Origin of the sequence: Saccharopolyspora sp. NPDC050642 (assembly GCF_040654735.1) — a bacterium.
Classification (GTDB): Bacteria; Actinomycetota; Actinomycetes; order Mycobacteriales; family Pseudonocardiaceae; genus Saccharopolyspora; species Saccharopolyspora elongata.
This window is the reverse complement of record NZ_JBFAIN010000022.1, coordinates 39710-64892: the sequence shown is the minus strand read 5'-3', so window position 1 is coordinate 64892 and position 25183 is coordinate 39710. Positions and strand designations below refer to the sequence as shown.

Here is a 25183-nt window from a genome sequence, read left to right as displayed (position 1 = left end):
GAATATCCGTCAGACGTCGTAGGTGCGGTCGGCGGCGACGAGCTCGGTCGGGCCGCCGAACGCCGCCTTCGCCTCGGCGAGGATCTCCTCGCGGTCCGCCCACGGCACGATGTGCGTGAGCAGCAGGCGGCGGGCTCGGGCCGCCTTCGCCACCTCTGCCGCCTGGCGCCCGGACAGGTGCACGCCCTCGGGCGCGTCCGGGAAGTCCGCCCAGGACGCCTCCGACAGCAGCACGTCGGCGTCCGCGGCGAGCTCGGTCAGCTGCGGGCACGGCCCGGTATCACCGGTGTAGGCCAGCACCTTGCCCTCGGCCGCCACGCGGAATCCCCACGACGCACACAGGTGCGCCATGGGCACCGCCTGCACCTCGAACGGGCCGACGCGCACCGGCTCCGCCGCGATCGGGATGAAGTCGAACACATCGGACAGATCGGTCTCGGCCCGCTCGGCCGCATCCGGCGCGTAGAGGGCCGCGAACCGCTCCGGGGCGTTCTCTGGCGCGATCACCGGTAACCGCCGCGCGGTCGGGTCGTGCGGCGGGTTCGGGTGGTAGCGGCGCAGCACCGTCAGCGCGGCGAAGTCCGCGCAGTGGTCCGGGTGCAGGTGGCTGAAGAACACCGCGTCGAGCTGGAACGGGTCGACGAACCGCTGCATCGCGCCCAGCGTGCCGTTGCCGAGGTCGAGCGCGATGCGCGTGCCGCCGGACTCCAGCAGGTATCCGGACGACGGCGAGTCCGGGCCGGGAAAGCTGCCGGAACAACCGAGGATCGTCAGCTTCATGCGATGGAGCTTGACACGGTCAGCGGCCGAACGGCATCGGCCACCACGGCCGGACCTAGGAAGCGAGCCGCCAACCGGGCGAACCGGTCCGGCGCGCCGGTGGCGCGGAACTCGTGCTCGGGCACCGTCTCCGGGTCGGCGAGCAGGTCGTTCTCGGTGAGCGCCCGCAGCACGTCCTTGGCCGTCTCCTCCGCGCTGGAGACCAGCGTCACGTGGTCGCCCATCGCGAGCTGCAGCACACCGGTGAGCATCGGGTAGTGCGTGCAGCCGAGCACCAGGGTGTCGACGTCGGCCTGCTGCAGCGGGTCCAGGTAGCTCTGCGCCAGGCCGAGGATCTGCCTGCCGCTGGTGATGCCGCGTTCGACGAACTCCACGAAGCGCGGGCACGCGACCGTGGTGAGCGTGATGTCCCGGGCGGCGGTGAACGCGTCGTCGTAGGCGCGGGACTGGATGGTGGCCTTGGTGCCGATCACGCCGACCCGGCCGTTGCGGGTCGTCGCCACCGCCCGCCGCACCGCGGGCAGGACCACCTCGACGACCGGGATCTCGTACCGCTCCCGGGCGTCGCGCAGGCAGGCCGCCGACGCGGTGTTGCAGGCGATCACCAGCATCTTCACGCCCTCGTCGACCAGCGAGTCGGTGATCGCGAGGGTGCGGGCGCGGATCTCGGCCAGCGGCATCGGGCCGTACGGGGCGTTGGCGGTGTCGCCGACGTAGCGCACCGTTTCGGCCGGCAACTGGTCCATGACCGCGCGGGTCACGGTCAGCCCGCCGAGGCCGGAGTCGAAGATCCCGATCGGGGCGTCAGTCACTCGGCCAGTTTGCCAGGCGCGGGTTCGGCGACCTGCCGACGAGTGCTGCGCGCCACCAACCAGGCCGCGAGCACCCCGCCCAGCGCGCCGAACAGGTGGCCCTCCCAGGAGATGCCGGGCTGGCCGGGCAGCACGCCCCACAACATGCCGCCCCAGTAGAAGAACAGCACCACCGCGACCAGGATCTGCGCGAAGCTGCGCTGGAAGAAGCCGCGCAGCAGCAGGTACACCATCCAGCCGAAGATCACGCCGGACGCGCCGACGTGCACACCGGGCGCGCCGACCAGCCAGGTGCCGATGCCGCCGACGATCCAGACCGTCGCGGTCACCGCGATGAACTGCCGCAGCCCACCGGCCAGCACCAGCCAGCCGAGCACCAGGAACGGCAGGGTGTTCGCCCACAGGTGTCCCCACCCGGCGTGCAGCAGCGGCGCCCACACGATGCCGCCCAGGCCGTCGACGTCCCGCGGCTCGATGCCGTAGGCGTCGAGGCTCGAAGCAGGGGTCGCGACGTCGTAGAACTCGATGCCGTAGAGCGCCGCGACGGCGACGAGCATCCCGACGGCGGCTCGCAGCGGATTCTGGGGCAGCACTGGTGCCCGGCGGCGTTCAGGCAGTCGGTTCACACCAACGAGGCTACGCGGCGGAGTCACCCCAGGTCTCGGGGATGACCCCGATATTTGCCTGTGGGCCGCACGTCACCGGGCCGCGCCATGATCAACAAGAGTCGCCCCGGTAAAGTCCCGGATCGTCGTGATCGTCCCCCGAAAGGTGCCTCGTGCAAGCCCAGGTCGACATCGCGGTGCCCGCGGAGGCGCGGTCCGGACAGGCACCGACCTGGGACGTCGGCACCGACACGCTGCTCTGGACCGACGCGCCCGCCCACACCGCGCACCGCTACGTGCCCGGGCAGGCCGATCACGTGATGGGGCTGCCCCAGCAGGTCGGCGCCGCGAAGCCGCGCAGCCGCGGCGGGCTTGTGCTGCACCTGGCCGAAGGCATCGCCCTGTACGACGCCGGCGGTGAGCAGCGCACCTGGCTGGCCTACTGGGCCCGCGACGGCGTCCAGGCCGGGGCGACGACGATCGACCGCAAGGGCCGGCTGTGGGCGACGACGCTGGGCGCCGGGGGCTGGCTGGCCCGCGTGACGGCGGACGGCGCGGCGAAGATCGCGGTGCCCGACCTGGTCGCCGGGCACGGCATCGGCTGGAGCCCGGACGACACCCGGATGTACCTGTCGGACGGCGCGGCGCGACGCATCGACGTGCTGGACTTCGACCTCGTCGCCGGTGCGGCCGACGACCGCCGGGCGCTCTGCGACGTCGACGGCGAACCGGGCGGCCTGTGCGTCGACGACGCGGGCCGGATCTGGGTCGCGGTGCGCGACCGGGGCGAAATCCGCTGCTACACCGCGGAAGGCGAGCTGGAGCGGACGATCCCGCTGCCGGCCCGGCGCCCGACGGACTGCTGCTTCGGCGGCCCGGACCTCACGGACCTGTACGTCACAACGGCCCGCGACGGCGTCCCGGACCCGGCCGAGGCGGACGGCGCCCTGCTGGTCCTCCCGAACATCGGCACCGGCACCCGCCCCTTCGCCTTCACCGGCTGACCCCACCAGACTCCCGACCCGTGGTCCGCAATTTCCATTGAAATCGGAGGTCCAATTTCAATGGAAATTGCGGGTTGTCCACAGTCTCCGGCGTGTCGTGGGTCCGACACACCGGAGGATGTGGACAACTTCTTCGATTTCAATGGAAATTGCGGACCCTCGGAGAGAGGTTTCAATTGAAACTGTGGAACGACGCGGGTGAGGAGCACCTTTGACCCGGCGGGTCAGAGGTGCTCCTCGGGGAGCTCGTCCGCGGTGATCAGGCCCAGAGTTGGCCTTCGAGGCGTTGGGCCGCTTCGTCGAGGGTGCCGCTGTAGGCGCCCGTCGAGAGGTACTTCCAGCCCGCGTCGGCCACCACGAACGCGATGTCCGCCGATTCTCCTTCTGCCGCAGCCTTTTCCGCGATCGTCAGCGCCGCGTGCAGCACGCCGCCGGTGGAGATGCCCGCGAAGATGCCCTCGCTCTCCAGCAGCTGGCGGGTGCGGCGCAGCGCGTCGTAGGAGCCGACCGAGAACCGGCGCGTCAGCACGTCCGGGTCGTACAGCTCCGGCACGAAGCCCTCGTCGAGGTTTCGCAGGCCGTAGACCAGCTCGCCGTAGCGCGGTTCCGCCGCGACGATCTGCACGTCCGGCTTCTGCTGGCGCAGGTAGCGGCCGACCCCGACCAGGGTTCCGGTGGTGCCCAGCCCGGCCACGAAGTGCGTCACCGTCGGCAGGTCGCGCAGGATCTCGGGTCCGGTGGTGCGGAAGTGCGCTTCGGCGTTGGCCGGGTTGCCGTACTGGTAGAGCATCACCCAGTCCGGGTTCTGCTCGGCCAGTTCCTTGGCCACCGCCACCGCCTGGTTCGAGCCGCCCGCCGCGGGCGAGGAGACGATCCGCGCCCCGTAGGCCTGCAGCAGCTGGCGGCGTTCCTCCGAGGTGTTCTCCGGCATCACGCAGACCAGGCCGTAGCCCTTGAGCTTGGCCGCCATCGCCAGCGAGATCCCGGTGTTGCCGGAGGTCGGCTCCAGGATCGTGCAGCCGTGGGTGAGCCGGCCTTCCTTCTCGGCCGCCTCGATCATGGCGAGCGCCGCCCGGTCCTTGATCGAACCGGTCGGGTTGCGGTCTTCCAGCTTGGCCCACAGCCGGACGTCCGGCGCCGGTGACAGGTGGGGCAGCCCCACCAGCGGGGTGTCACCGAGCGCGTCCAGCAACGAGTCGTAACGAGCCACGGTGCGTCTCCTCCTCGCCCTCCGTCCGGAGGGGAATGTCCTGCTGCGGGTGGAGTTCTTCCGCGCCCGCGAGGCGCGGAGCTCCACGTGCCGGGCCGCTCGGACCTCGCGACCGGCATCGCCGCGGGTTCCCAGAGGCCTTCCCGCTCAGGACGGCCCCCATGCCGGGGCCGGGAGAAGGCCTCTGAGGTTCCGCTACCCGCGCCGTGCGGCGCGGGTCCCGCAGAATTCCGTCAGCGCATGCCGCCGGCGACGGCCGGGAGGATGGTGACGCTGTCGCCGTCGGCGACCTTGGCCTCCAGGCCGCCCGCGAACCGGACGTCCTCGTCGTTGACGTAGACGTTGACGAAGCGGTGCAGATTGCCTTCCTTGACCAGGCGGTCCTTCAGGCCGTTGAAGTTGCTGTCGAGGTCGTTGATCACCTCGGCCACGGTGTTGCCCTTGGCCTCGACGGACTTCTCGCCGCCGGTGTGGGTGCGCAGGATGGTGGGGATCGAAACCTTGACTGCCATTGGGGAACCTCCTGTCCACGAAGGACTTCGTTGGGATCGGGACGCGAACACTGGTGGGCGAGCCGCGGCTCAGTCGAGGTCTGGAACCTCGTCGGCACCGGTGTGGGCGAACATGTACGACTCCACGACCTCCACCGGCTCCTCGGTCACCTGACCGTCGAGGATCCGGTAGGAACGCAGCTCATGGGTCTTCGGGTCCCGGGTGGACACGAGCACGTAGTGCGCGTTGGGCTCCGAGGCGTAGGAGACGTCCGTGCGCGATGGGTACGCCTCGGTCGAGGTGTGCGAGTGGTAGATGACCACCGGCTCCTCGTCCCGCGCGTCCATCTCGCGCCACACCTTCAGCTGTTCGGCGGAGTCGAACCGGTAGAAGGTGGGCGAACGCTCGGCGTTGATCATCTCGATCAGGCGTGTCGGGCGGTCCGACCCTTCCGGGCCGGTAATCACGCCGCACGCCTCGTCCGGGTGGTCCCGTCGGGCATGCGCGACCATCGCATCGACCAGGTCGCGTCGGATCACCAGCACAGCAACCATCCTAGTAGGTGAGGCACCGGCCTCCCACGATGTGGAAGATCCCGCTACCGGTGCGGCTTCGTCGGGCGAAAACGCAGGTACACGATGATTCATTCCCGCGCCGAGGGGTAGAGGCTCGTGTAGGAAGTCACCTCATCCACCGATTCGGCGGCCAGCACGCCGCGCACGATCGCCCGCGCGACGACGTCGGCCGCGACCGCGCACACCGCGTCCAGCCGCGCCGCCCAGTCCGGCTCGCCCGGCGCGGGCAGGGCGGCTCCGGTGCCGGTGGCCAGCGCGAACATCGTGTCGCCGTCGACCAGGAGGTGCGCCGGCCGGACGGTGCGGGCCAGCCCGTCCTGCGCGGCGACCGCCAGCCGCCGGCACTCGGCCTTCGAAAGCTTCAGGTCGGTGGCGACCACGCCGATCGTGGTGTTCAGCGGCCGCTCGACCGGGCCGTGCCGCCCGGGGCGCTTCCCGAACAGCCGCCGGCCCGCTTCGACCTCGGCGGGATCGGGCGGGCGCAGGCCGGGCGTCGGGATCCACGGCAGCCCGGTATCGGGGTCGATCGCCGAACCGGCCGCGTTGACGGCCACGAGCGCGCCGACGGTGGTGCCGTCGTCCAGCACGGCGCTGGCCGTGCCGATGCCGCCCTTCACCGTGCCCACGACCGCGCCGGTGCCCGCGCCGACGTTGCCCTGCCGGGCCTCGGTGCGGGTCGCGTTCTCGCAGGCCCGGTGGCCGAACCCGGCGTCGGGCCGGTTGCCCCAGTCGCTCATCGGCACGTCGAAGATCACCGCGCCCGGCACCACCGGAACCACGTGCGACGGATCGGCGCCGACCCGCACGCCGTGCCCGCGCTCGCCGAGCCAGCGCATCACCCCGTCGGCCGCCGCCAGGCCGTAGGCGCTGCCGCCGGTGAGGACCACGCCGTGCACCTGCTGCACCAGGTGGCTCGGTTCGAGCACATCCGTCTCGCGCGTTCCGGGTCCGCCGCCGCGCACGTCCACCGCCGCCGTCGCGCCCTCCGGCACCAGGACCACGCTGGTGCCGGTGGCCCAGTGCTCGTCGAGCCGCTGCTCGTGCCCGACCCGCACCCCGTCGACGTCGACGATCGCGTCGAGCCCTCCCGATCGCAGCATTCCGACAGGCTCCTCTCGTCCAGGGGTCGTGCGAACCACCGACCGCACAGCGTGATCACCCACGTTGGCATCACGTTAACCAGACGTAAAGGAAACGCCGCCGTTCTTGTTGTCGATCCCCGGCCTCCGCACTGTGAGTCCGTTCACGACGAGGAGGACGGATGTCAACTGAGGTGCACGGCCGCGACGCTGCGGCTCGCTCCGGTGGCGAGCGCCGGGTGGTCGCCAACGTCATTCGCGGCTCGATCGGCAACTTGATCGAGTGGTACGACTGGTACGCCTACACCGCGTTCAGCGTGTACTTCGCGGCGGCGTTCTTCCCCAAGGGCGACCTGACCGCCCAGCTGCTCAACACCGCGGGCGTGTTCGCCATCGGCTTCCTGATGCGCCCGCTCGGCGGCTGGCTGCTCGGCCGCTACGCGGACCGCTTCGGCCGCCGGGCCGCGCTGACGCTCTCGGTGACGCTGATGGCCTGCGGCTCGCTGGTGATTGCACTGACGCCGGGCTACCACACGATCGGCCTCGCCGCGCCGCTGCTGCTCGTCTTCGCGCGGCTGGTGCAGGGCCTCTCGGTCGGCGGCGAATACGCGACGTCGGCGACGTACCTGTCGGAGGTCGCCACCGCGAGCAAGCGCGGCTTCTACTCCAGCTTCCAGTACGTGACGCTCGTCGCCGGGCAGCTCACCGCGCTGGGCGTGCAGATCCTGCTGCTCCTGGTGCTCACCAACGAGCAGATGGATTCGTGGGGCTGGCGGATCCCGTTCGCGATCGGCGCCATCGGCGCGGTGATCGTGATGTGGCTGCGCCGCGGCATGGACGAGACCGAGAGCTACAAGAAGACCTCGGAGGGCAACCAGTCGCGCGGCACCGTCAAGGCGCTGCTGCAGCACCCCAAGGAGTGCCTGCTCGTCGTCGGCCTGACCCTCGGCGGCACCGTGGCGTTCTACACGTACACGACCTACCTGCAGAAGTACATGGTGGCGACCTCGGGCATCGACAAGGGCACCGTCGCCTGGATCAACTTCCTGGCGCTGCTGGTGTTCCTGTTCCTGCAGCCGCTGGCGGGCGCGCTGTCGGACCGCATCGGCCGCCGCTGGCTGCTGCTGGCCTTCGGCGTCTGCGGCACCGTGCTGACCGTGCCGATCATGACGCTGCTCGGCTCGACGCAGGACCCGGTCACGGCGTTCGCGCTGATGATGGGCGGCCTGGTGATCGTCACCGGCTACACCTCGATCAACGCGATCGTGAAGGCGGAGCTGTTCCCGACCAACATCCGCGCGCTCGGCGTCGGCCTGCCCTACGCGCTGACGGTGGCGATCTTCGGCGGCACCTCGGAGTACGTGGCGCTGTGGCTGAAGCAGGCGGGCATGGAGCAGGTCTTCTTCTGGTACGTCTCGGGCTGCGTGCTGATCTCGCTGCTCGTGTACCTGCGGATGCGCGAGACGTCGAAGGACTCCCGTCTGGAGGCCTGACCCGGCGCGTCGCCATACTCGGGGCGGAGCTTTCGGAGGTGGCTGGTGCGCGTGCTTCTCGTCGAGGACGACGACGGCGTGGCGGATGCGCTCGTCGACGTCCTCGCCGCGCACGGCCACCAGCCCACCCGGGTCTCGCGCGGCGCGGACGCGCTGACCCGGCACCGGGATCACGACCTGGTGCTGCTCGACCTGGGGCTGCCGGACGCCGACGGCCTCGACGTGCTGCGGAAGCTGCGCCGGGTCGGGCCGATCCCGGTGGTGGTGCTGACCGCCCGCGGCGAGGAGCGGATGGTGGTCCGCGGCCTGCGTTCCGGCGCGGACGACTACCTGGTCAAGCCGGTGCGGATGGCGGAGCTGCTGGCCCGCATCGAGGCGGTGGCCCGGCGCGGTCGCCCGGCGGCGCCGGCCGCCGACGAGGTCCGGGTCGGCGACGTGCTGGTGGACCTGCGGACCCGCCGGGTGCGGGTCGGCGACCGCGACGTGGAGCTGACGCCGAAGGAGTTCGACGTGCTCGCGGTGCTGGCCGGCGAGGCGGGCAGCGCGGTGAACAGGCAGCGCCTGATGGACGAGGTCTGGGGCGACGCCTACCTGGCGGTCTCGCGGTCGCTGGACGTGCACATCGCGCAGCTGCGCGCCAAGCTGGGCCGCCCGGAGCTGCTGGTGACGATCCGCGGCTTCGGCTACCGGTTCGGGGAGTGAACCGATGCGCGGAGCCGTGCGTGTTTTGTGTCGCTGTAGCAGCAAGAACTACTCACGGCCCCGTGACCGGGTTCGGTGACCGCTGATGCGCCGACGCTTGTTGCTGGTGCTGCTCACCTTCTCGGTCCTCGCGGTGGCCGGGTTCGCCGCTCCGCTGCTGCGCGCCACCGCCGCGGAGCGGACGCAGCAGCTGGTGCTCGCCCGCACCGCCGACCTCGACCGGTTCGCCGCGCTCGCCGATCACGCGTTCAGCACCGGCGACACCAACCAGCTGCTCGCTGAGGTCGGCCGCTACACCGAGCTCTACGGCGAGCCGCTCGTGGTGGTCGACGCGAATCGGGCGCCGGTCGTGGAAACCGGCGGGATGCGCGCAGCCGACGTGACCGAGTCGATCGACAAGGCGCTGCGCAACGAGCTGGCCGGGCCGGTGCCGGTGCTGCAGCCGTGGTCCGAGGGCGAGTTGATCCGGTACCGGCCGGTCGGTGACGGCACGCGGGTGACCGGCGCGGTCGTCCTGCGCGCCTCGGTGCAGCACGCGACGCAGGACGTCGCCGGGCGGTGGGCGCTGATCGTGGCGGGCGCGCTGAGCGCTTTGGCGGTGTGCGGGCTGCTCGCGTTGGTGCTGGCCCGGTGGATCCTTCGGCCGTTGGCGGAGTTGCGGGCCGGGGTGCGGGCGGTAGGCGCCGGTTCGCGCCGCTCGCGGGTACCGGAGAACGCCGGCCCACCAGAGCTCCGGGAGCTGGCGGTTTCGTTCAACCGCATGTCGGAGGCGGTCGCGGACGCCGAAAAACAGCAGCGGCGCCTCGTCGCGGACGCGTCGCACCAGCTGCGCAACCCGATGGCCGCGCTGCGCCTGCGGGTCGACGCGCTGGAACGGCGGATCACGCCGGAAGGCGCGCAGAACTACCGGTCGACGCTGGACGAGGTGGACCGGTTGGAGTCGCTGCTGGACCGGCTGCTGAACCTGGCCACCGCCGATCGCGAACCCGCAGAGTCCACAGTGGAGCCGTGCGATGTGGATGTCGTGGTGGCCGACCGGATGGAGGCGTGGCGCTCCGCAGCCGAGGCGGCCGGAATCCGGTTCGCGGAAACCCGGCTCGACCCCGCCGAGGTGGCTCTCTCCGCCGAAGACCTCGCCCAGGTCCTGGACATCCTGCTGGACAACGCCATCAAGTACGCCGGGAACGGGGCGACCGTGGCGGTGACCTGCGAGGCCGGGCCCGGCAGCTGCGTGCTCACCGTCAGCGACACCGGCCCGGGCCTGTCCTGCGACGAGATATCGCTTGCCGCGCAACGCTTCTGGCGCGCCGGGCGACACCGCGGTGGCCGCGGCTCCGGGCTCGGGCTGGCGATCGCGGATCGCCTGGTGACCGCTCGCGGTGGCTCGCTGCGCATCGAAGCCGTCCAGCCCCACGGCCTGTCGGTTCGGCTCGAACTGCCATCTCGGGAGGAAGCGTGATGCGCCGCAGAACCCTGCTCGCCCTCGCCGGCGCCGGGCTGGTCAGCGCCTGCACCGGGCGGACACCCGAGCACACCCTCCGCATCGCCGCCGGCGAGCCGGGCGGCTTCTACACCGCCTTCGCCGGGCAGCTGGCCGCCCAGGTATCGGCGATCATGCCGGGTCTGCGGATAACGGTGTCGAGCAGCCAGGGCAGCGTCGCGAACGTCGAGATGCTGCGCGACGGGCAGGCCGATCTCGGCATGGTGCTCGCCCACACCGCCGCGGCGGCGCAGAACGGTGATCTCGGCCCGCGGATTCCCCTGCGCGCCCTGGGCCGGGTGTACGAGAACTACACGCAGCTGGTCGTGCTGGCCGACAGTCCCGTTCACAGCCTCGATGAGCTGGCCGGACGCAGGGTTTCGATCGGTGCCCCGAAGTCCGGGACGGCGATGCTCGGAGCCCACCTCTTCGCGCCGCACCACGGGGTGCGCAGCGAAGCGCTGCCGCTCGAAGATGCGATCGCGGCGTTGGAGCGCGGGAAGATCGACGCACTGCTGTGGTCCGGTGGTCTGCCGACGCCGGTGCTCAAGACGCTCGACGATCGCGTCGGCATCCGCCTGCTGCCACTGGACACGGCGGCGGCCGGCTGCGGCCCGCTGTGCGACCCGGTCCTGGTGCCACCCCGCGCCTACCGGAACACCGGCGGAATCCCCACGGTCGGCGTGCCCAACATCCTGGCCTGCACCCCGGAACTCCCCGCCGACCTGGCCGAAGCGGTGGTCCGGATCCTGGTGCTCCGCGCACCGTTCCTGGTCCCGCAGGAGACGGTGGGCACCCAGTTCCTGGACGTCCGGAACCTGATCGGCACGGGCGCGGTGCCGCTGCACCCTGGCGCCGAACGCGCCTACCGCGACCTCCACGGCTGACCCGGCGACGTAGAGCCTCGGCGGCCTCCACGGCGTCGTCGACGGTCAGCGGATCTCAGGTGATCACGAAGGTCTGCGTGGTGCCGGTGAAGGCGTTGATCGAGCCGTTCCAGCCGTTCTTCCAGTTGCCGCGGTGGACGATCCGGTAGCGGCCGGCCGGGGCGTTGTCCGGGACGTCCCAGGTGATCGTCGCCGTCGAGGTCGCGACACCGCTGCGCGCCCAGTGGTACTTCGTCGACCAGTGCCGGTCGTCGGCCACGCGCCGCCACCCGCCGTCCACCTGGCGTTGGACCTCGGCGAAGGTGCCGCCGCGGCGCAGGTCGTTCTTCGGGTGGCCGGTCACGAACGCCGCCGAGACCTGTTCGCCGCGCCGGTAGCGGTTGGCGGGTTCGGTGAGCACGTCGCCGAATTCGCGGCCCGGCGGCTTGTCGTCGAAGACCACGCCGGGCTGGAAGTTGATCAGCTTGCCCCGCAGGTCGCGCGGGGTCGGCCCGGGCGGGACCGGCTTCCCGGACCGCATCGCGGCGGCCAGCCTGGTGAATTCCTGCTGGTAGGCGGGCAGCGTGTACCTGCCGAACAGGGTGGAGGCGCCCTCGTACTGCTGGGCGTCGTACTCCTCCGGCGTGGTCACGTACTGGCTGTACGCGTTGGCGTAGCCCTGCACCAGCACGTTCTCCAGCGGCACGCCCAGCTCGTCGGCGACGGCGCGGCGGATCCGCAGCCCGGCCACGATGGTGAACTCGGCGGGCCCGGCCACCAGGTGCAGCTGGCCGATCCGGATCAGTTGCAGCGGCAGCACTTCCGGGCACCACGGGTAGGGCTTCATCGCGCCGAAGGGCACCGCGATCGGCTTGGGCGCCTGCGCGTCCGCCAGCCCCGCCGGGATGGGCGCGTCCGCGCCGCCGAGCCAGTCCAGGAACGGGTTGCGGATGCCCTCGGGGATCGGGAGTCCGGGTCCGTCCTCGCGGCTTCCGGCGAGCATGGACACGCCGATCGCGGCGGTGCAGGTGGAGTGCTGCTCGCCGTCCGGCGTGAACCGACCGTCCACAGTGACCTTCGACATGTCCACGAAGCACATCCGGTGGTCCACGGCGCCGCCGACCTGCTCCCCCGCCGCGTCGAAAGCGCGCTTGGCGGCGCGGAACTGGCGGTCGCCGATGATCCGGGTGTTCTCGAACTCGTCGTCGGTCGGGCCGGAACCGGGCGCCAGGTTCAGGTTGGGCGACATGTCGCCCGCGTTGGTCTGCGCGAAGCAGGCGACGAAGTCGTCCCCGAGCTGTTCCCAGGCGAACGCCGCGTAGCCCTTGTTGTCCGAGCTGATCAGCCGGTTCTCGTTGGTCATCGAGGTGCCGTGGGTGGCGAACCAGGTGATCGCGCCGACGTCCCGGCCGCCCTGCGCGAAGCGCAGCACGGTGACCGCCGGGTCGATGGCCAGCGGGAAGTGGTCCTTGTCCGCCCGCGGGTTGAGGTCGAACGCGCTGCGCGACCGGTTCACGCTGGCGTCGGTCAGCACGGCCCGGCCCAGGTGCAGGGTGCCGGGCTCGAGGTCGTCGTGCGCTCGGGAGATCGCTTCGACGATCCCGTCGACGACGGCGTTGTAGGTCTGCTCCTGGAAGCCGAGGATCGACAGGTCGTAGGCGGCGTAGTGCGAGTCGCCGCCGCACGCGGCGTGCGTGTGAGTGGCGTTGAGCAGCACGTTCTGCTCGGTGTAGAGCTCGCCGTGGGTTTCGGCGAGCTTGCGCAGAACCCCTTGGTGCACCGACTGGAACAGCGCGCCGAGCTCGGCGGTGACGAACGCGATGCGCTTGTCGCCGTCGGCCACGATGAACGCGCGCGCCAGGGTGCGCAGGTGGATGCCCGCGGTCTGCTGCTGGGGCATCGAGTAGCCCATCATGCCGTTCTCGGCGGCCGGGCCGGTCACGTCGGCGATGCCCCGGCCGACCAGGTAGCCGGTCGGGCGGGCGGGTTCAGCGGCGGCGCTGGTGCCGCCGAGCGCCGAAGCGACCAGCGGTGCCGCCGCGGCGGCGGCCAGCACACGTCTCCTGGCAACGGGCATGTGCCTGCACTCCTCGATGAATGCGAACCAAATTCACGTTCTTGGTCGAGGGGAGGCTACGTGATCCCGTTCACTCTGCCAAGGGCGCGGTCAGGCCATCAGGGCGCCGACCAAGCTGTCCTGGACCCAGGTGAGCCACTGGTAGACGCCCAGGTGCTCGCGGCGCATGTCGTCGTCGGGCACGTCGTCCGGCATGTCCTCGTCCACGTCCAGCGCCGTGCCCAGCGCCAACCGGACGTCGTTGAGCGCCGCCAGCCACCCGTCGGCCTGCTCGCCGGTCAGCTTGACCCGGCCGCCCATCGGCGGGCACGTCTCCAGCACCAGCGCGGCCGCCCCGGTCTTGGCCTCCAGCAGCCCCGGCTCGTGCAGCGACCGCATCGCGCCGGCCGCGTCCGACTCCTCCTCGTCGGTCTCGCCGGTGATCGGGTCGCGCCGGTAGAAGTCCGGCAGCAGCCGCGCCAGCACTCGGTCCTCCGGCGGCGTCGTCGGCCCGGTGCGGATGCCGGTCAGCTCGGCCAGCTCGTCCTTCGGCGCCTCGTCGGCGCGGGCGGCGAGCATGTCCTTGAGCTGCCCCACCAGGCCCCGGATGACCGCGGCCTCCTGCTGCGACAGCTCGGCCAGCACGTGACCGTTCTTGCGGGTCCAGCCTTCCACTCAGGAATCCTTCTGCATCGTCGCCCACAGGCCAGCGGCATGCAGCTTCGCCACGTCTCCCTCGACCTTCTCCTTGGAGCCCGAGGAAACCACCGCCTTGCCCTTGTGGTGCACGTCCAGCATCAACTTCGTCGCATGATCCCGGGTGTAACCGAAGATCTTCTGGAGCACGTAGGTCACGTAGGACATCAGGTTGACCGGGTCGTTCCACACCACGGTCACCCACGGCTTGTCCTCGGTACCGAGTGCATCCGGTTCGAGTTGCGCGCGCTCGATTTCAGCGGGCGAGGTCATGGCCCCATCGTCGCACGCGGCCGTCACAGCAGTGTCGACCGCACGGGCAAACCCGGCACGCACGGGGTTCGCGCTGCGAATGAGCGCCGACCACCACGTAATCTCTGCGGCATGAGCTCTCCGACGGGTAGCACCGCGCTGCTGACGGACCAGTACGAGCTGACGATGCTCGCAAGCGCGCTGCAGGACGGCACCGCGCACCGCCCGTGCACCTTCGAGGTGTTCACCCGGCGGCTGCCGGACGGCCGCCGCTACGGGGTCACCGGCGGCACCGGCCGGGTGCTCGACGCGATCGAGAACTTCCGGTTCGGCGAGGCCGAACTCGAACAGCTCGCCGCCACCCGCGTCGTGGACGACGCGACCCTGGAATGGCTGCGCGACTACCGGTTCCAGGGGCAGATCGACGGCTATCCCGAGGGCGAGCTGTTCTTCCCCGGCTCTCCGCTGCTGACCGTGCGCGGCACGTTCGCCGAGGCAGTGGTGCTGGAGACGCTGGTGCTGTCGATCCTCAACCACGACAGCGCGATCGCCGCCGCGGCGGCCCGGATGGTGTCGGCGGCCAACGGCCGGCGGATGATCGAGATGGGCTCGCGGCGCACGCACGAGGAAGCGGCCGTGGCCGCGGCGCGGATCGCCTACCTGGCCGGTTTCACCGCCACCTCGAACCTGGAGGCGGGCCGCCGCTACGGCATACCGACCGCGGGCACGGCGGCGCACGCGTTCACGCTGCTGAACGACTCCGAGCGCGCCGCCTTCGAATCGCAGATCGCCTCGCTGGGCACCGGCACGACGCTGCTGGTCGACACCTACGACATCACCCGCGGCATCGAGCTCGCGGTGGAGGTCGCCGGGACCGGGCTGGGCGCGGTCCGGATCGACTCCGGCGACGTCGGCGTGCTCGCCCAGCAGGCCCGCGACCAGCTCGACGGGCTCGGCGCGACGGGCACCAGGATCGTCGTCTCCGGCGACCTCGACGAGTACGCCATCGCCGCGCTGCGCGCCGAGCCGGTCGACGGCTACGGGGTGGGCACGGCGCTGGTCACCGGTTCCGGCGCGCCGACCGCCGAGATGGTCTACAAGCTGGTGGAGGTCGAGGGCCGGCCGGTCGCGAAGCGCAGCTCGCACAAGACGTCCCGCGGCGGCCGCAAGGCCGCGGTGCGGCGGTACAAGGAGACCGGCACCGCCGTGGAGGAGGTCGTGTACCAGGTCGCGCCGGGCGCCTCCGAGCCGGTGCTCGGGCCGCACGACCGGTTCCTGCAGATCCCGTTGATCCGGGACGGGAAGCGGGCCGACGGCGTGCCGACGCTGGAGGAGGACCGGCAGCGGCTGCGGCACGCGTTGGTGACGCTGCCGTGGGAGGGCCTCAAGCTCTCGCACGGGGAGCCGGCGATCCCGACGGTCTTCCACGAGGCCTGAGCTTCCCGCCGGGCCCGGCGGCGCTCCAGAATTGCGGTAACGGCGAGGGGGGACGTGATGACCAAAGCGTTGATCATCGTGGACGTGCAGAACGACTTCTGCGAGGGCGGCTCGCTGGCGGTGGCCGGCGGCGCGGGCGTGGCGGCGGAGATCTCGCGGTACCTCGCGGGATTCGACCACGACCACGTGGTGGCCACCCGCGACTACCACATCGACCCGGGCGCGCACTTCAGCGACGAACCGGACTTCGTCCGCTCCTGGCCGCGGCACTGCGTGGCGGGCACTCCCGGCGCGGCGTTCCACCCGGAACTGGACGTGGGCCCGGTGGAAGCGGTGTTCTCGAAGGGCCAGTACAGCGACGGCTACTCGGGCTTCGAGGGCATCGACCTCCGGGACCGGCCGCTGCGCGACTGGCTCGCCGACCACGGCGTCCGCCGGGTCGACGTCGTGGGCATCGCGACGGACCACTGCGTCCGGGCGACGGCGCTCGACGCGGTCCGGGCGGGCCTGGACACCACGGTGCTCCTGGAACTCACGGCGGGCGTCTCCCGCGAGACGGTCGACGCGGCCCTCTCGGAGCTCGACGCCGCGGGCGTGAACCTCATCGGCGAACCGGTGGTCCGATAGCGGCGTTTCCGCTGCTAACACCGAGAACGGCAAACCCATCACAGGAGCGGCTGGTCACTGCCATGATCGTTGTCCGTCGGACGACGAGAGAAGCGGTGGAGATGGCTGACCTGACGCCTTGCGAGGCCCACTGGGTCAAGATCGTCGAGGAACTGCGGGACAACCCCGCCATCCGCGACGCGCGGGCAACGCTGAGCGACCCCGGATCGACGCTCGGAGACGCCCCGACCGCGTTCGCCGAGCTGGCCGGTCGAGGCGAGCTCGACAAGTCGCTGCACGAGCACTACCTGCGGTTCGCCGAACTCGGCTGCCAATGGAGCGCCGCCGAACCGCACTCCGTGCACGGGGAGTTCTGGCTCGGGAACATCTCCCGGGCCCTGCCTCCACTCGATGTGGAGTGGGAGGTGTTTCCCGGCGGTGGTCGCCCCGCACCCCCGTCGAGCTCCGAACTCCGCGTCATCGACGACGGCCCCTACACCGGAACCGGGTTCTTCGTCGCGCTGCGGCTGCAGCCCGGCGTGCCGAACCCCGAGCTCTGGTACTGCGACGGCAGCTCGGACCTGTGGCTGCTGGACCTCGACTTCCTCGGCTACTTCGAGGTGCTGGGCCTGACCAAGGGCGCCTTCGGCTGGCAGCACCTCTTCACCGATGCCCCGCTGACCTCCGAGGAGTTCGGCGGCAAGGTCCGGCGGCTGAGGAACATGCTGGAATCCCTCCCCGAGATCTTCCCGGACCACGACTACGAGCCGCTCCGGGCCCGGCTCGCGGAGCGGCTGCGGTAGCTCGGGGGCATCGGGGCTCTTGGACAGGGGTGCGCGGTAGTTTCTTCTCGTGCCCACCTCTGTCCCGCGATGGTCCGACCCGGTTGCGTTCGAGCCCGACGAAGACGACGAGCTGCCACCGGAGATCGCCGCCGACCTCGCCAAGGTGGGCAAGCGGGAGGCGCCGGAACTGCCGCTGGCGGCCAAGCCCAAGCAGGACATCCCGGACCTGGCCACGCTGCTGGAGATCGCGATCACCGCGGTCGGCGGCGTGCCGCGCGAGGGGCAGGCCAACATGGCCGCCGCCGTCGAGCACTCCATCGGCTCCGGCGAGCACCTGGCCGTGCAGGCCGGCACCGGCACCGGGAAGTCGCTGGCGTACCTGGTCCCCGCGATCCGGCACGCCGTCGCCGAGGGCACCACGGTGGTCGTCTCGACCGCGACCATCGCTCTGCAGCGCCAGCTCGTCGACCGGGACCTCCCCCGGCTGGCGACCGCGCTCGCCGAGGCGATCGGCCGCCGCCCGACCTTCGCGATCCTCAAGGGCCGCCGCAACTACCTGTGCCTCAACCGCGTGCACGGCAACGCGCCCGAGGAGCCCGACGACGGCGCGCTGTTCGACGCCTTCGCCGCGTCCGCGCTGGAGCGGCAGGTCAAGCGGATCCAGGAGTGGGCCACCGAGACCGAGACCGGCGACCGCGACGAGCTGGTGCCCGGCGTCACCGACCAGGCCTGGCGGCAGATGTCGGTCACCGCCAAGGAATGCCTCGGCGTGCACCGCTGCCCGGTCGGCGTCGACTGCTTCGCCGAGCGCGCCAGGGCCGAGGCCGGGCGCGCGGACATCGTCGTGACGAACCACGCGCTGCTGGCCATCGACGCGCTGGACGACCGGCCGGTGCTGCCCGATCACGACGTCGTCCTGGTCGACGAGGCGCACGACCTGGTGGACCGGGTGACCTCGGCGGCCACCGGCGAGCTGACCGCGGGCGCGGTGCGGCTCGCGGCGCGCCGCTGCGGGCGGGCCATCGACGAGGAGATCGCCGACCGCCTCGCCGAGGCCGCGGAAGGCCTGGACCTGGTGCTGCAGGCGGCGAACCCCGGTCGGCTGGAAGAACTCCCGCAGGACCTCGGCGGCGCGCTGACGGTGACCCGCGACGCGGCCTGGGCGTGCATCAACGCGCTCGGCCCGGAACGCAAGGAAGACGCCGAAGGCAGCACGGCACGCAAGCTCGCGCACGCCCTCACCGAAGAGGTCCACGACACCGCGGTGCGGCTCCTGGAAGCGTTCGACGACGAAAAGCAGTACGACGTCGTGTGGGTGTCCGCGGAGCCCAACCGCCCGCCGACCGTGCGGGTCGCGCCGCTGGGAGTCGGCGCACTGCTGCGGGACCGGCTCTTCGGGCAGCGCACCACGGTCCTGACCTCGGCGACGCTGGCGCTCGGCGGCTCGTTCGACACGCTCGCCCGGCAGTGGGGCCTGCCGCCGCAGCAGAAGGCCCAGGCGCCCGCCGGAATGGCCACCGCGAAGGAGGTCCCCTCCGACGCCGGCGGTCCGAAGTGGACCGGGCTGGACGTGGGTTCGCCGTTCGAGCACCAGCGCAGCGGCATCCTCTACATCGCCCGCCACCTGCCGCCCCCGGGCCGCGACGGGCTGCCGCCGCAGTACCTGGACGAGCTGACCGAGCTGGTGCAGGCCGCGGGCGGGCGCACGCTCGGGCTGTTCTCGTCGATGCGCGCCGCCAAGCAGGCTTCTGAAGAACTGCGCGAACGGCTGAGCACGCCGGTGCTGTGCCAGGGCGACGACTCGACCGCGCTCCTGGTCCGCAAGTTCGCCGAAGACCCGGAGACCTCGCTGTTCGGCACCCTGTCGCTGTGGCAGGGCGTGGACGTGCCAGGCGATTCGCTGCAGCTGGTCATCATGGACCGGATCCCGTTCCCGCGGCCGGACGATCCGCTCGCCTCTGCCCGCCAGAAGGCGGTTTCCGAGCGCGGCGGCAACGGGTTCATCACGGTGGCGGGCACGCACGCGGCACTGCTGCTGGCGCAGGGCGCCGGGCGTCTGCTGCGCTCGCCGAAGGACCGCGGCGTGATCGCGGTGCTGGACCCGCGCCTGGCCACCGCGCGCTACGGCGGTTTCCTCCGCGCCTCGCTGCCGCCGTTCTGGACCACCCACGACCCGGAGGTCGTGCGCGGAGCCCTGCGAAGGCTGTCCGCAGCCGCATCGGAGGTCTAGGGGCGCCGCAATTTCCAATTGAAATTGCGGGTCCAATTTCCATTGAAATTGCGGTGGTCCCGGGTCGGGACGGCGTGGGGCCGGGGTTCGGGTGTCGTGATCGCCGCGCAGCTCGCGGGCGGCTACCAGACCGGTGGTCCCTGTTCGACGCGGTCGAGCACCGGCCCGAGCCGGTGGAGGTCGTCGCTGGTCTGGAGCAGCCGCTCGTCCCACCAGGTGGCACCGGCCTCGGCCAGCGGTCCGATCAGGTCGCGCGCCGCCGCGGGGTCGCCCGGGCTGACACCGCCCACGACGACCTCGAAGGGGTCGGACCGCCGATCCGTGCGGTGCCGGTGGACGTAGCCGACCAGTTCCCGCACCTCATCGACGTGCGGCGGGTGTCCGTGGCCGGCCGTTTTGAACAAGGGGACCACGCCGTCCCAGTGCGCGGCGCGGCGCATCGGCGGGCGGTTCGGCCACACCCCGCCGATCCAGACCGGCGGGCGAGGACGCTGCACCGACGCCGGCAGCAGGGTCACGTCATCGACGTAGTAGTGCCGACCGCGGTGGTTCACCGGATCCCCGGACCAGTAGCGCTGCAGCAGGTCCAGTCCCTCGTCGAGGCGTTCGGCCAGCACCACCGGGTCGGTGGGCTCGCCGAAGCTGGCGAAGTCGCCGTCGATCGGCCCGCCGAGGCCTGCGCTGAAGATCACCCTGCCGCCGCTCAGCGAGTCCAGGGTGGCCACCTGACGGGCCAGCTGCTCCGGCCGCCGCCGCGCGACCGCGGCGACCAGGGTCCCCAGCCGGAGCCGGGAGGTCGCCAGCGCCGCGGCGGTCAGCAGCATCCACGGGTCGCCGAACGGCTGGCCTCGACGCTCGTCCTTGTCATGCACCACGTGATCCCAGACGAACAACGCGTCCCAGCCCGCCTGCTCCGCCGCCACGGCCACCTTCGCAACCGTTGCGGGATCGGCGAAATCGCCGAAGTTCGGGATGTTGACCGAAAAGCGCACCGATACATGGTGCGCACGACCCGACACGCAGAGCAACCGAATTTTCGCAGCCCTGCTGCCGCCCCGGTCCCTGGTAAGCGCCTTCCGCCACGGCGCCGCTGGTGCTCGGCGAGCCGCTGCGGCAACCGGACCCGAGTGGCGCCTATCACGGCCCAGCTGACCCGTTTTCGCTGCTCAGGCACCGTGCGTGTGTTGCGTCGCTAGAGCAGCACAAAACACTCACGGGCTCCCGCCGGACAAAGGGCCAGCCGTGCCGGCGGTTTTGTAGGAGATCGACAACCCGGTGTTGGGCTTTCTGTTCCGGCGGGGTTGGCGGGTAGGTTGAGCTCGCCGCGCTCATCGGGCCGCCGACGCCGCCCGATTCGACGAGAACCGCTGGTGGGAAAGGCCCCGCCGAGCGGGAGGCAGTCGAGGAGGAGGCGCGGCGCGAAGCCCGGCCCGGCAGCGCCGCCGGTCGGCCATGTTGTCGATCAACCGCTAGGGAGACGTCGTGTCCGCAACACGCCAAGCCGCGCCCGCCGCGAACCTGGCCAGGACTGTGGTCTTCGCCGCATTCATCGCCGTCCTCGGGATCTTCCCCGGCTTCTACCTCGGCGGCGCGGCGGTGCCGATCGTCCTGCAGAACGCGGGTCCGCTGCTGGCCGGCAGCATCCTCGGCGCCCGCCGGGGCGGCGCGGCCACGCTGCTGTTCCTCGCCCTGGTGGCGATCGGGCTGCCGCTGCTCTCCGGCGGTCGTGGCGGCCTCGCGCCGTTCATCGGGCCCAGCGGTGGTTTCGTGATCGGCTGGGTGGTGTCGGCGGTCGTCGTCGGCCTGATCGTGCAGCGCGGCATGCCCAAGCCGGGCCTGTTCGTGCTGCTCGCGGCCAACGTCGCGGGGGTGGCCGTGGACTACCTGATCGGCATCCCGTACTGGGGCCTGGTCATCGGCGACCTGCGCGCGGCGGCGGTGCAGTCGCTGGTGTTCCTCCCCGGCGACGCCCTGAAGCTCGTCGCCGTCTCGCTCGTCGCCGTCGCGGTGCACCGCGCCCTCCCGGCGACGCTGACCGGCTCGGCGCACCGCGCCACCGCCGAGGGCTGAGCGTGCTGCCGATCCTCGGCCGCTCCCCCGCTTCGCGGGTCGCGCACGCCGGAACGACGCTGGACGCTCAGGAGCTGCTCGCGCGGGCCTGCCGCGCTGCGCGGCTCCTGCCGCACGGCTCCAGGGTCGCCTTCGACGGCGGGGACGCGCTGACGCGCTTGACCCACTTCCTCGGTGCAGATCTGGCGGGCTGCGCAACCCTGCTCGCGGAACCCACCTGGACAGACGCCGACCGCGCAGCGGTCCTCGCCGACGCGCGCCCGGATCTCGTGCTGAACCTGGACGAGCCGCCAACCGCAGACGAGAGCGAACGGTCCGTTCACCTCGCCTGCCGATGTGAACCCGCCCCAAGCCAACGGACCGCTCACGCCGCCAACCGGGACGAACAGGCCGCTCACCCCACCCCAAGCCAACGGACCAATCGAGACGAACGGCCCGTTCGCCACACCGCCCCATCACCGACCGACGACACCGAGCTCACGCACTTCTACCTGCCCACGACCTCCGGCAGCAGCGGGCCACCGAAGGTGCTGATCCGGTCTCGGCGGTCGTGGCTGCGCAGCTTCGCCGCGCTCGGCCTGCCCTTGAGCTCGTCGGATCGCGTGCTGATCCCCGGGCCGCTGAGCTCGTCGTTGTTCCTCTTCGGCGCGTTGCACGCGCTCCACGAGGGAGCCGATGTCGAGCTGCTGGACAAGTGGTCCGCCGCTGGCGCGGCCGGCGCTTCGCGGCGGTCCACCGCGGTCCACCTGGTGCCCGCAATGCTCTCCACTCTCGTGTCCACTTTGGAGCGTGATCCGGTGTTGCGGGCCGAATGCGGTTGGCGCGTGGTGGTTTGCGGCGGGGCCCGGGTGGACGACTCATTGGCGGAACGGCTCGCCAAGGTTCTTCCCGGGTGCGAGCTCGTCGAGTACTACGGATCGGCCGAGCATTCGCTGATCGCCGTTCGGCGCGGCGGTTCGCTGCGGCCCGTCGTCGACGTGGACGTGCGCGACCCCGTGGACGGCGTCGGCGAGCTGTGGGTGCGCTCCGACCTGGTCTTCGACGGCTACCTCCGCGACGGGGCGATCGTGCCCGCGACGACCGAGGACGGCTGGTCGACCGTCGGCGATCGCGCCGTGCGGCACGCCGATGGGTCGCTGGAGGTTCTCGGCCGCCTCGGCTCGGCGATCAACACCGGCGCCCGGATCGTGGGCGCGGAGGAGGTCGAATCGGTGCTGCGCGGCGCCGAGGGCGTGCTTGACGTGCTCGTTTGCGCCAGCCCGCACCCGAGGTTCGGCGAACTCGTCACCGCCGTCGTCGAGATCGACCCGGCAACACCACCGTCGCTGCGCGAGCTCCGCGCGCGGGCCCGCAACGCGCTGGGGCCGGCGAAGCGCCCCCGGCGCTGGCTGGCGGTGCGGGAACTGCCCCGGACCGCGTCCGGCAAGCCCGCCCGCGCCCTGATCGCGGAGCGGCTGCGGACCGGAACCCTCGATGCGGAGGCGTTGTGAACCGGACCCCCGTCGTGATCGCCGCGCGTCGCACTCCCATCGGCGAAGCGGGCGGCGTGCTGCGCCACCTGGCCGTCGACCGGCTCGCCGCACCGGTGCTGCGCGCCGTCCTGGACGACACCGATATGACCACAGTGGACGATGTGCTGCTCGGCAACGTGCTGGGCCCCGGCGGGAATCCGGCACGGGTGGCGGCGTTGCGCGCCGGGTTGGGCGAGGTCACGCCCGGCATGACCATCGACCGGCAGTGCGCGAGCGGGCTCACCGCGATCACCACGGCTGCCGCGATGATCCGCGGTGGCGCGGGCGATTGGTTCCTCGCCGGCGGTGCCGAGAGCCCATCGACCGCACCTTGGCGGGCGTGGCGGCCGCGTTCGGCGACCGAACCACCCCGCTTCTACGACCGCGCACCGTTCGCCCCGGCCGAGATCGGCGACCCGGACATGGGCCCGGCGGCGGACCTGGTGGCCGCCGAGGCCGGGATTTCCCGGGGACGCCAGGACGCTTTCGCCGCTCGCAGCCACGAGCGCGCCGTGGCCGCGCGGCGAGCGGGCCGTTTCGACGCCGAACTGGTGCCGGTCGGCGGCATCTCCGCGGACGAGCGGCCGCGCGAGGGCTTCACCGCCGAGCGGCTGGCCCGGTTCCGGCCCGCGTTCACCCCGGACGGGACCGCGACGGCGGCGAACTCCTGCGGCATCAACGACGGGGCCGCCGCCGTGCTGATCACCACCGAGGAGCAGCGCCGCCGGCTCGGCGTGCCGGGCCTGCGGCTGCTGGGCTGGCGCACGACGGGGGTCGACCCGAACCGGCTCGGTCTGGGCGCGGTGCCCGCCATGCGGGAACTGCTCGCGCAGCACGAGCCGGAGGTCGTCGAGTTCAACGAGGCCTTCGCCGGGCAGACCCTGGCCTGTCTGGACGCCGCGGGCATCGACGAGCGGCTGGCCGGCCCGGACGGCGGCGCGATCGCGCTCGGCCACCCCTGGGGTGCCTCCGGCGCGGTGCTCGTGGTGCGGTTGTTCGGCCGGATGGTGCGGGCGGACGGGCCGCGCGTGGGCCTGGCGGCGCTGTCCTCCGGCGGGGGTTTGGGCGTGGCCACGATGTGGGAGCGAGTGGGTTGATCGAGTTCGAGGACGTCGGGCACAGCTACGATGAGCGCACCGTGCTGGACGGCGTGGACCTGCGGCTGGCCGAGCGGCGGGTCGCCTTCGTCGGGGCGAACGGCTCCGGCAAGTCCACCCTGGCCCGGATGATCAACGGCCTGGTGCACCCCAGCCGCGGCCGGGTGCTGGTCGACGGGGTGGATCCGGCGCGCAACGGCCGCGCGGTGCGGCGGCGGGTGGGGTTCATCTTCACCCACCCGGACAGCCAGATCGTGATGCCCACCGCGGGCGAGGACGTCGCGTTCTCGCTGCGCAAGCAGGGTCTTTCCAAGGCGGAGCGGCAGCGCCGGGCGGCGGAGGTGCTCGCCCAGCACGGGCTGGAGGGCTACGCCGAGCACCCGGCGCACCAGCTCTCCGGCGGGCAGAAGCAGCTGCTGGCGCTGTGCTCGATGCTCGTCCTGGAGCCGGACGTGCTGGTCTGCGACGAGCCGACGACGCTGCTCGACCTGCGCAACAAGCGGCACTTCATCGACGTCCTGAACGGGCTGCCGCAGCAGGTCGTGCTGGTCACCCACGACCTGGACCTGCTGGACGGCTTCGACCGGGTGGTGGTGCTCGACGCGGGCAAGGTGGTCGCCGACGGCGAACCGGCCGCGGCCATCCCGTGCTACCGGGAGCTGATCAAGTGAGCCCGGTCGGCCTGTACGAGCCGGGGACCAGCCAGCTGCACCGGCTCGGCGCGGGGTGGAAGTTCCTGGCACTGCTGGCCTTCGCGGTGCTGACCTTCGTGCTCGGGTCGCCGCTGGCGCTGGGCGGATGCGTGCTCGCGGTCGCGGTCGCGTACCTGGTCGGCCGGATCCCGCCGCGCCGCTGCTGGCAGGCCGTCCGGCTGCTGATCCCGTTGCTGCTGGTGGTCTTCCTGCTGCAGTGGTGGATGCTCGGCCTCGACACCGCCGCCGTGGTGTGCCTGCGGCTGCTCGGCGCGCTCACCGCCGCCAACCTCTTCACCCTGACCACCAGGGTCGACGACCTGGTCACCGCCGTGGAGCGCGGGCTCGGCCCGCTGCGGCGCTTCGGCATCCGGCCGGAGCGGATCGGCCTGCTGGTGGGCCTGACGCTCCAGGCGGTCGCGGCCCTGTCGACGATCGCGACGCAGGTGCGCGAAGCGCAACGGGCCCGGAACGCGGAGCGCTCGTTCCCCGCGTTCGCGGTGCCGTTCCTGGTCCGCACGCTCCGCCACGCCGACGAGCTCGGCGAAGCCCTCGCGGCCCGCGGCGTCGGCGACGACTGACCCGCGGGCGAGGCAGGTCGCGATCCCCATCAGCGGGGGCACCTGTCCTCGTCCCGCGAGCCACCGATCGCG

At 71.8% G+C, this 25183-nt stretch carries 26 protein-coding genes; 15 read left to right on the top strand and 11 right to left on the bottom strand.

What is annotated here, in order from left to right; genetic code table 11:
- Positions 1-9: 9 nt before the first annotated feature.
- Genes AB0H93_RS28325 through AB0H93_RS28315 form a run of 3 tightly spaced genes read right to left on the bottom strand, consistent with a single transcriptional unit; the run spans position 10 to position 2185 of the window.
- Positions 10-780 carry an MBL fold metallo-hydrolase gene (locus tag AB0H93_RS28325; protein WP_358576374.1) on the bottom strand — a complete coding sequence of 257 codons (771 nt, stop codon included), beginning with the start codon at positions 778-780 and terminating at the stop codon, positions 10-12.
- Positions 777-1592 (bottom strand): glutamate racemase, encoded by an 816-nt coding sequence (murI, locus tag AB0H93_RS28320; RefSeq protein ID WP_358576373.1) that lies wholly within the window; start codon positions 1590-1592, stop codon positions 777-779. Before murI ends, AB0H93_RS28325 begins: the two co-directional genes overlap by 4 nt.
- A complete protein-coding gene (locus tag AB0H93_RS28315; RefSeq protein WP_358576462.1) occupies positions 1589-2185 on the bottom strand; it encodes a rhomboid family intramembrane serine protease in 597 nt (198 codons plus the stop codon). Before AB0H93_RS28315 ends, murI begins: the two co-directional genes overlap by 4 nt.
- 185 nt (positions 2186-2370) lie before the next feature.
- Here AB0H93_RS28315 and AB0H93_RS28310 point away from each other — a divergent pair, with 185 nt between their 5' ends.
- A complete protein-coding gene (locus AB0H93_RS28310; protein ID WP_358576371.1) occupies positions 2371-3201 on the top strand; it encodes an SMP-30/gluconolactonase/LRE family protein in 831 nt (276 codons plus the stop codon).
- A 259-nt stretch (positions 3202-3460) separates the two neighbouring features.
- Here AB0H93_RS28310 and AB0H93_RS28305 read toward each other — a convergent pair whose 3' ends face one another.
- From AB0H93_RS28305 to AB0H93_RS28290, 4 genes are all read right to left on the bottom strand, one after another.
- Positions 3461-4411: a cysteine synthase gene (locus AB0H93_RS28305; protein WP_132482501.1), complete on the bottom strand. Its 951-nt coding sequence runs from the start codon at positions 4409-4411 to the stop codon at positions 3461-3463.
- Between the two features lie 233 nt (positions 4412-4644).
- Complete coding sequence (locus AB0H93_RS28300; protein WP_358576369.1) at positions 4645-4923, bottom strand: MoaD/ThiS family protein; 279 nt, start codon at positions 4921-4923, stop codon at positions 4645-4647.
- Positions 4924-4992: 69 nt separating this feature from the next.
- Positions 4993-5448, bottom strand: a complete 456-nt coding sequence (locus tag AB0H93_RS28295) for a M67 family metallopeptidase (protein ID WP_132482497.1) — start codon at positions 5446-5448, stop codon at positions 4993-4995.
- Positions 5449-5546: 98 nt separating this feature from the next.
- Positions 5547-6578 carry a P1 family peptidase gene (locus tag AB0H93_RS28290; RefSeq protein WP_358576368.1) on the bottom strand — a complete coding sequence of 344 codons (1032 nt, stop codon included), beginning with the start codon at positions 6576-6578 and terminating at the stop codon, positions 5547-5549.
- Positions 6579-6739: 161 nt separating this feature from the next.
- Between AB0H93_RS28290 and AB0H93_RS28285 the strand changes: the two genes are divergently transcribed.
- From AB0H93_RS28285 to AB0H93_RS28270, 4 genes are all read left to right on the top strand, one after another.
- On the top strand, positions 6740-8050 hold the full coding sequence (locus AB0H93_RS28285; protein ID WP_358576367.1) for an MFS transporter: 1311 nt from the start codon (positions 6740-6742) through the stop codon (positions 8048-8050).
- A gap of 45 nt (positions 8051-8095) precedes the next feature.
- The gene (locus AB0H93_RS28280; protein WP_358576365.1) at positions 8096-8752 is read left to right on the top strand and encodes a response regulator transcription factor; all 657 of its coding nucleotides are present in this window, start codon (positions 8096-8098) and stop codon (positions 8750-8752) included.
- 85 nt (positions 8753-8837) lie between these two features.
- Complete coding sequence (locus tag AB0H93_RS28275; protein ID WP_358576363.1) at positions 8838-10211, top strand: HAMP domain-containing sensor histidine kinase; 1374 nt, start codon at positions 8838-8840, stop codon at positions 10209-10211.
- Positions 10211-11119, top strand: a complete 909-nt coding sequence (locus AB0H93_RS28270) for a TAXI family TRAP transporter solute-binding subunit (RefSeq protein ID WP_358576361.1) — start codon at positions 10211-10213, stop codon at positions 11117-11119. Before AB0H93_RS28275 ends, AB0H93_RS28270 begins: the two co-directional genes overlap by 1 nt.
- Positions 11120-11174: 55 nt before the next feature.
- Here AB0H93_RS28270 and AB0H93_RS28265 read toward each other — a convergent pair whose 3' ends face one another.
- From AB0H93_RS28265 to clpS, 3 genes are all read right to left on the bottom strand, one after another.
- Positions 11175-13175, bottom strand: a complete 2001-nt coding sequence (locus AB0H93_RS28265; RefSeq protein ID WP_358576360.1) for a neutral/alkaline ceramidase — start codon at positions 13173-13175, stop codon at positions 11175-11177.
- A gap of 90 nt (positions 13176-13265) precedes the next feature.
- Positions 13266-13829, bottom strand: coding sequence for a DUF2017 domain-containing protein (locus AB0H93_RS28260; protein WP_358576359.1), 564 nt, complete (start codon positions 13827-13829; stop codon positions 13266-13268).
- Positions 13830-14123 carry an ATP-dependent Clp protease adapter ClpS gene (gene clpS / locus AB0H93_RS28255; RefSeq protein ID WP_010693751.1) on the bottom strand — a complete coding sequence of 98 codons (294 nt, stop codon included), beginning with the start codon at positions 14121-14123 and terminating at the stop codon, positions 13830-13832. It abuts the gene before it with no gap.
- Between the two features lie 111 nt (positions 14124-14234).
- Here clpS and AB0H93_RS28250 point away from each other — a divergent pair, with 111 nt between their 5' ends.
- The 4 genes from AB0H93_RS28250 to AB0H93_RS28235 all read left to right on the top strand — a co-directional run bounded on the left by AB0H93_RS28250 (position 14235) and on the right by AB0H93_RS28235 (position 19160).
- Positions 14235-15539, top strand: a complete 1305-nt coding sequence (locus AB0H93_RS28250) for a nicotinate phosphoribosyltransferase (protein WP_358576358.1) — start codon at positions 14235-14237, stop codon at positions 15537-15539.
- A 57-nt stretch (positions 15540-15596) separates the two neighbouring features.
- Positions 15597-16166: an isochorismatase family protein gene (locus tag AB0H93_RS28245; protein WP_358576357.1), complete on the top strand. Its 570-nt coding sequence runs from the start codon at positions 15597-15599 to the stop codon at positions 16164-16166.
- 101 nt (positions 16167-16267) lie between these two features.
- Positions 16268-16948, top strand: coding sequence for a hypothetical protein (locus AB0H93_RS28240; protein WP_358576356.1), 681 nt, complete (start codon positions 16268-16270; stop codon positions 16946-16948).
- 274 nt (positions 16949-17222) lie between these two features.
- Entirely contained in the window at positions 17223-19160 is a 1938-nt protein-coding gene (locus AB0H93_RS28235) for an ATP-dependent DNA helicase (RefSeq protein ID WP_358576461.1), read from the top strand.
- Between the two features lie 122 nt (positions 19161-19282).
- Here the strand turns inward: AB0H93_RS28235 and AB0H93_RS28230 are convergent, their stop codons facing one another.
- Positions 19283-20152 (bottom strand): LLM class flavin-dependent oxidoreductase, encoded by an 870-nt coding sequence (locus tag AB0H93_RS28230; protein ID WP_358576355.1) that lies wholly within the window; start codon positions 20150-20152, stop codon positions 19283-19285.
- A gap of 6 nt (positions 20153-20158) precedes the next feature.
- Between AB0H93_RS28230 and AB0H93_RS28225 the strand changes: the two genes are divergently transcribed.
- From AB0H93_RS28225 to AB0H93_RS28200, 6 genes are all read left to right on the top strand, one after another.
- A complete protein-coding gene (locus AB0H93_RS28225) occupies positions 20159-20356 on the top strand; it encodes a CGNR zinc finger domain-containing protein (protein ID WP_358576354.1) in 198 nt (65 codons plus the stop codon).
- A 286-nt stretch (positions 20357-20642) separates the two neighbouring features.
- Positions 20643-21230, top strand: a complete 588-nt coding sequence (locus AB0H93_RS28220; RefSeq protein ID WP_358576352.1) for a biotin transporter BioY — start codon at positions 20643-20645, stop codon at positions 21228-21230.
- Positions 21231-21232: 2 nt separating this feature from the next.
- Positions 21233-22720 carry an AMP-binding protein gene (locus AB0H93_RS28215; RefSeq protein ID WP_358576351.1) on the top strand — a complete coding sequence of 496 codons (1488 nt, stop codon included), beginning with the start codon at positions 21233-21235 and terminating at the stop codon, positions 22718-22720.
- Positions 22717-23838, top strand: coding sequence for a thiolase family protein (locus AB0H93_RS28210; RefSeq protein WP_358576350.1), 1122 nt, complete (start codon positions 22717-22719; stop codon positions 23836-23838). Before AB0H93_RS28215 ends, AB0H93_RS28210 begins: the two co-directional genes overlap by 4 nt.
- Positions 23835-24509: an ABC transporter ATP-binding protein gene (locus tag AB0H93_RS28205; RefSeq protein WP_358576348.1), complete on the top strand. Its 675-nt coding sequence runs from the start codon at positions 23835-23837 to the stop codon at positions 24507-24509. The genes AB0H93_RS28210 and AB0H93_RS28205 overlap by 4 nt, the downstream gene beginning before the upstream one ends.
- Positions 24506-25111, top strand: a complete 606-nt coding sequence (locus tag AB0H93_RS28200; RefSeq protein WP_358576346.1) for an energy-coupling factor transporter transmembrane component T — start codon at positions 24506-24508, stop codon at positions 25109-25111. The genes AB0H93_RS28205 and AB0H93_RS28200 overlap by 4 nt, the downstream gene beginning before the upstream one ends.
- Positions 25112-25183 lie beyond the last annotated feature (72 nt).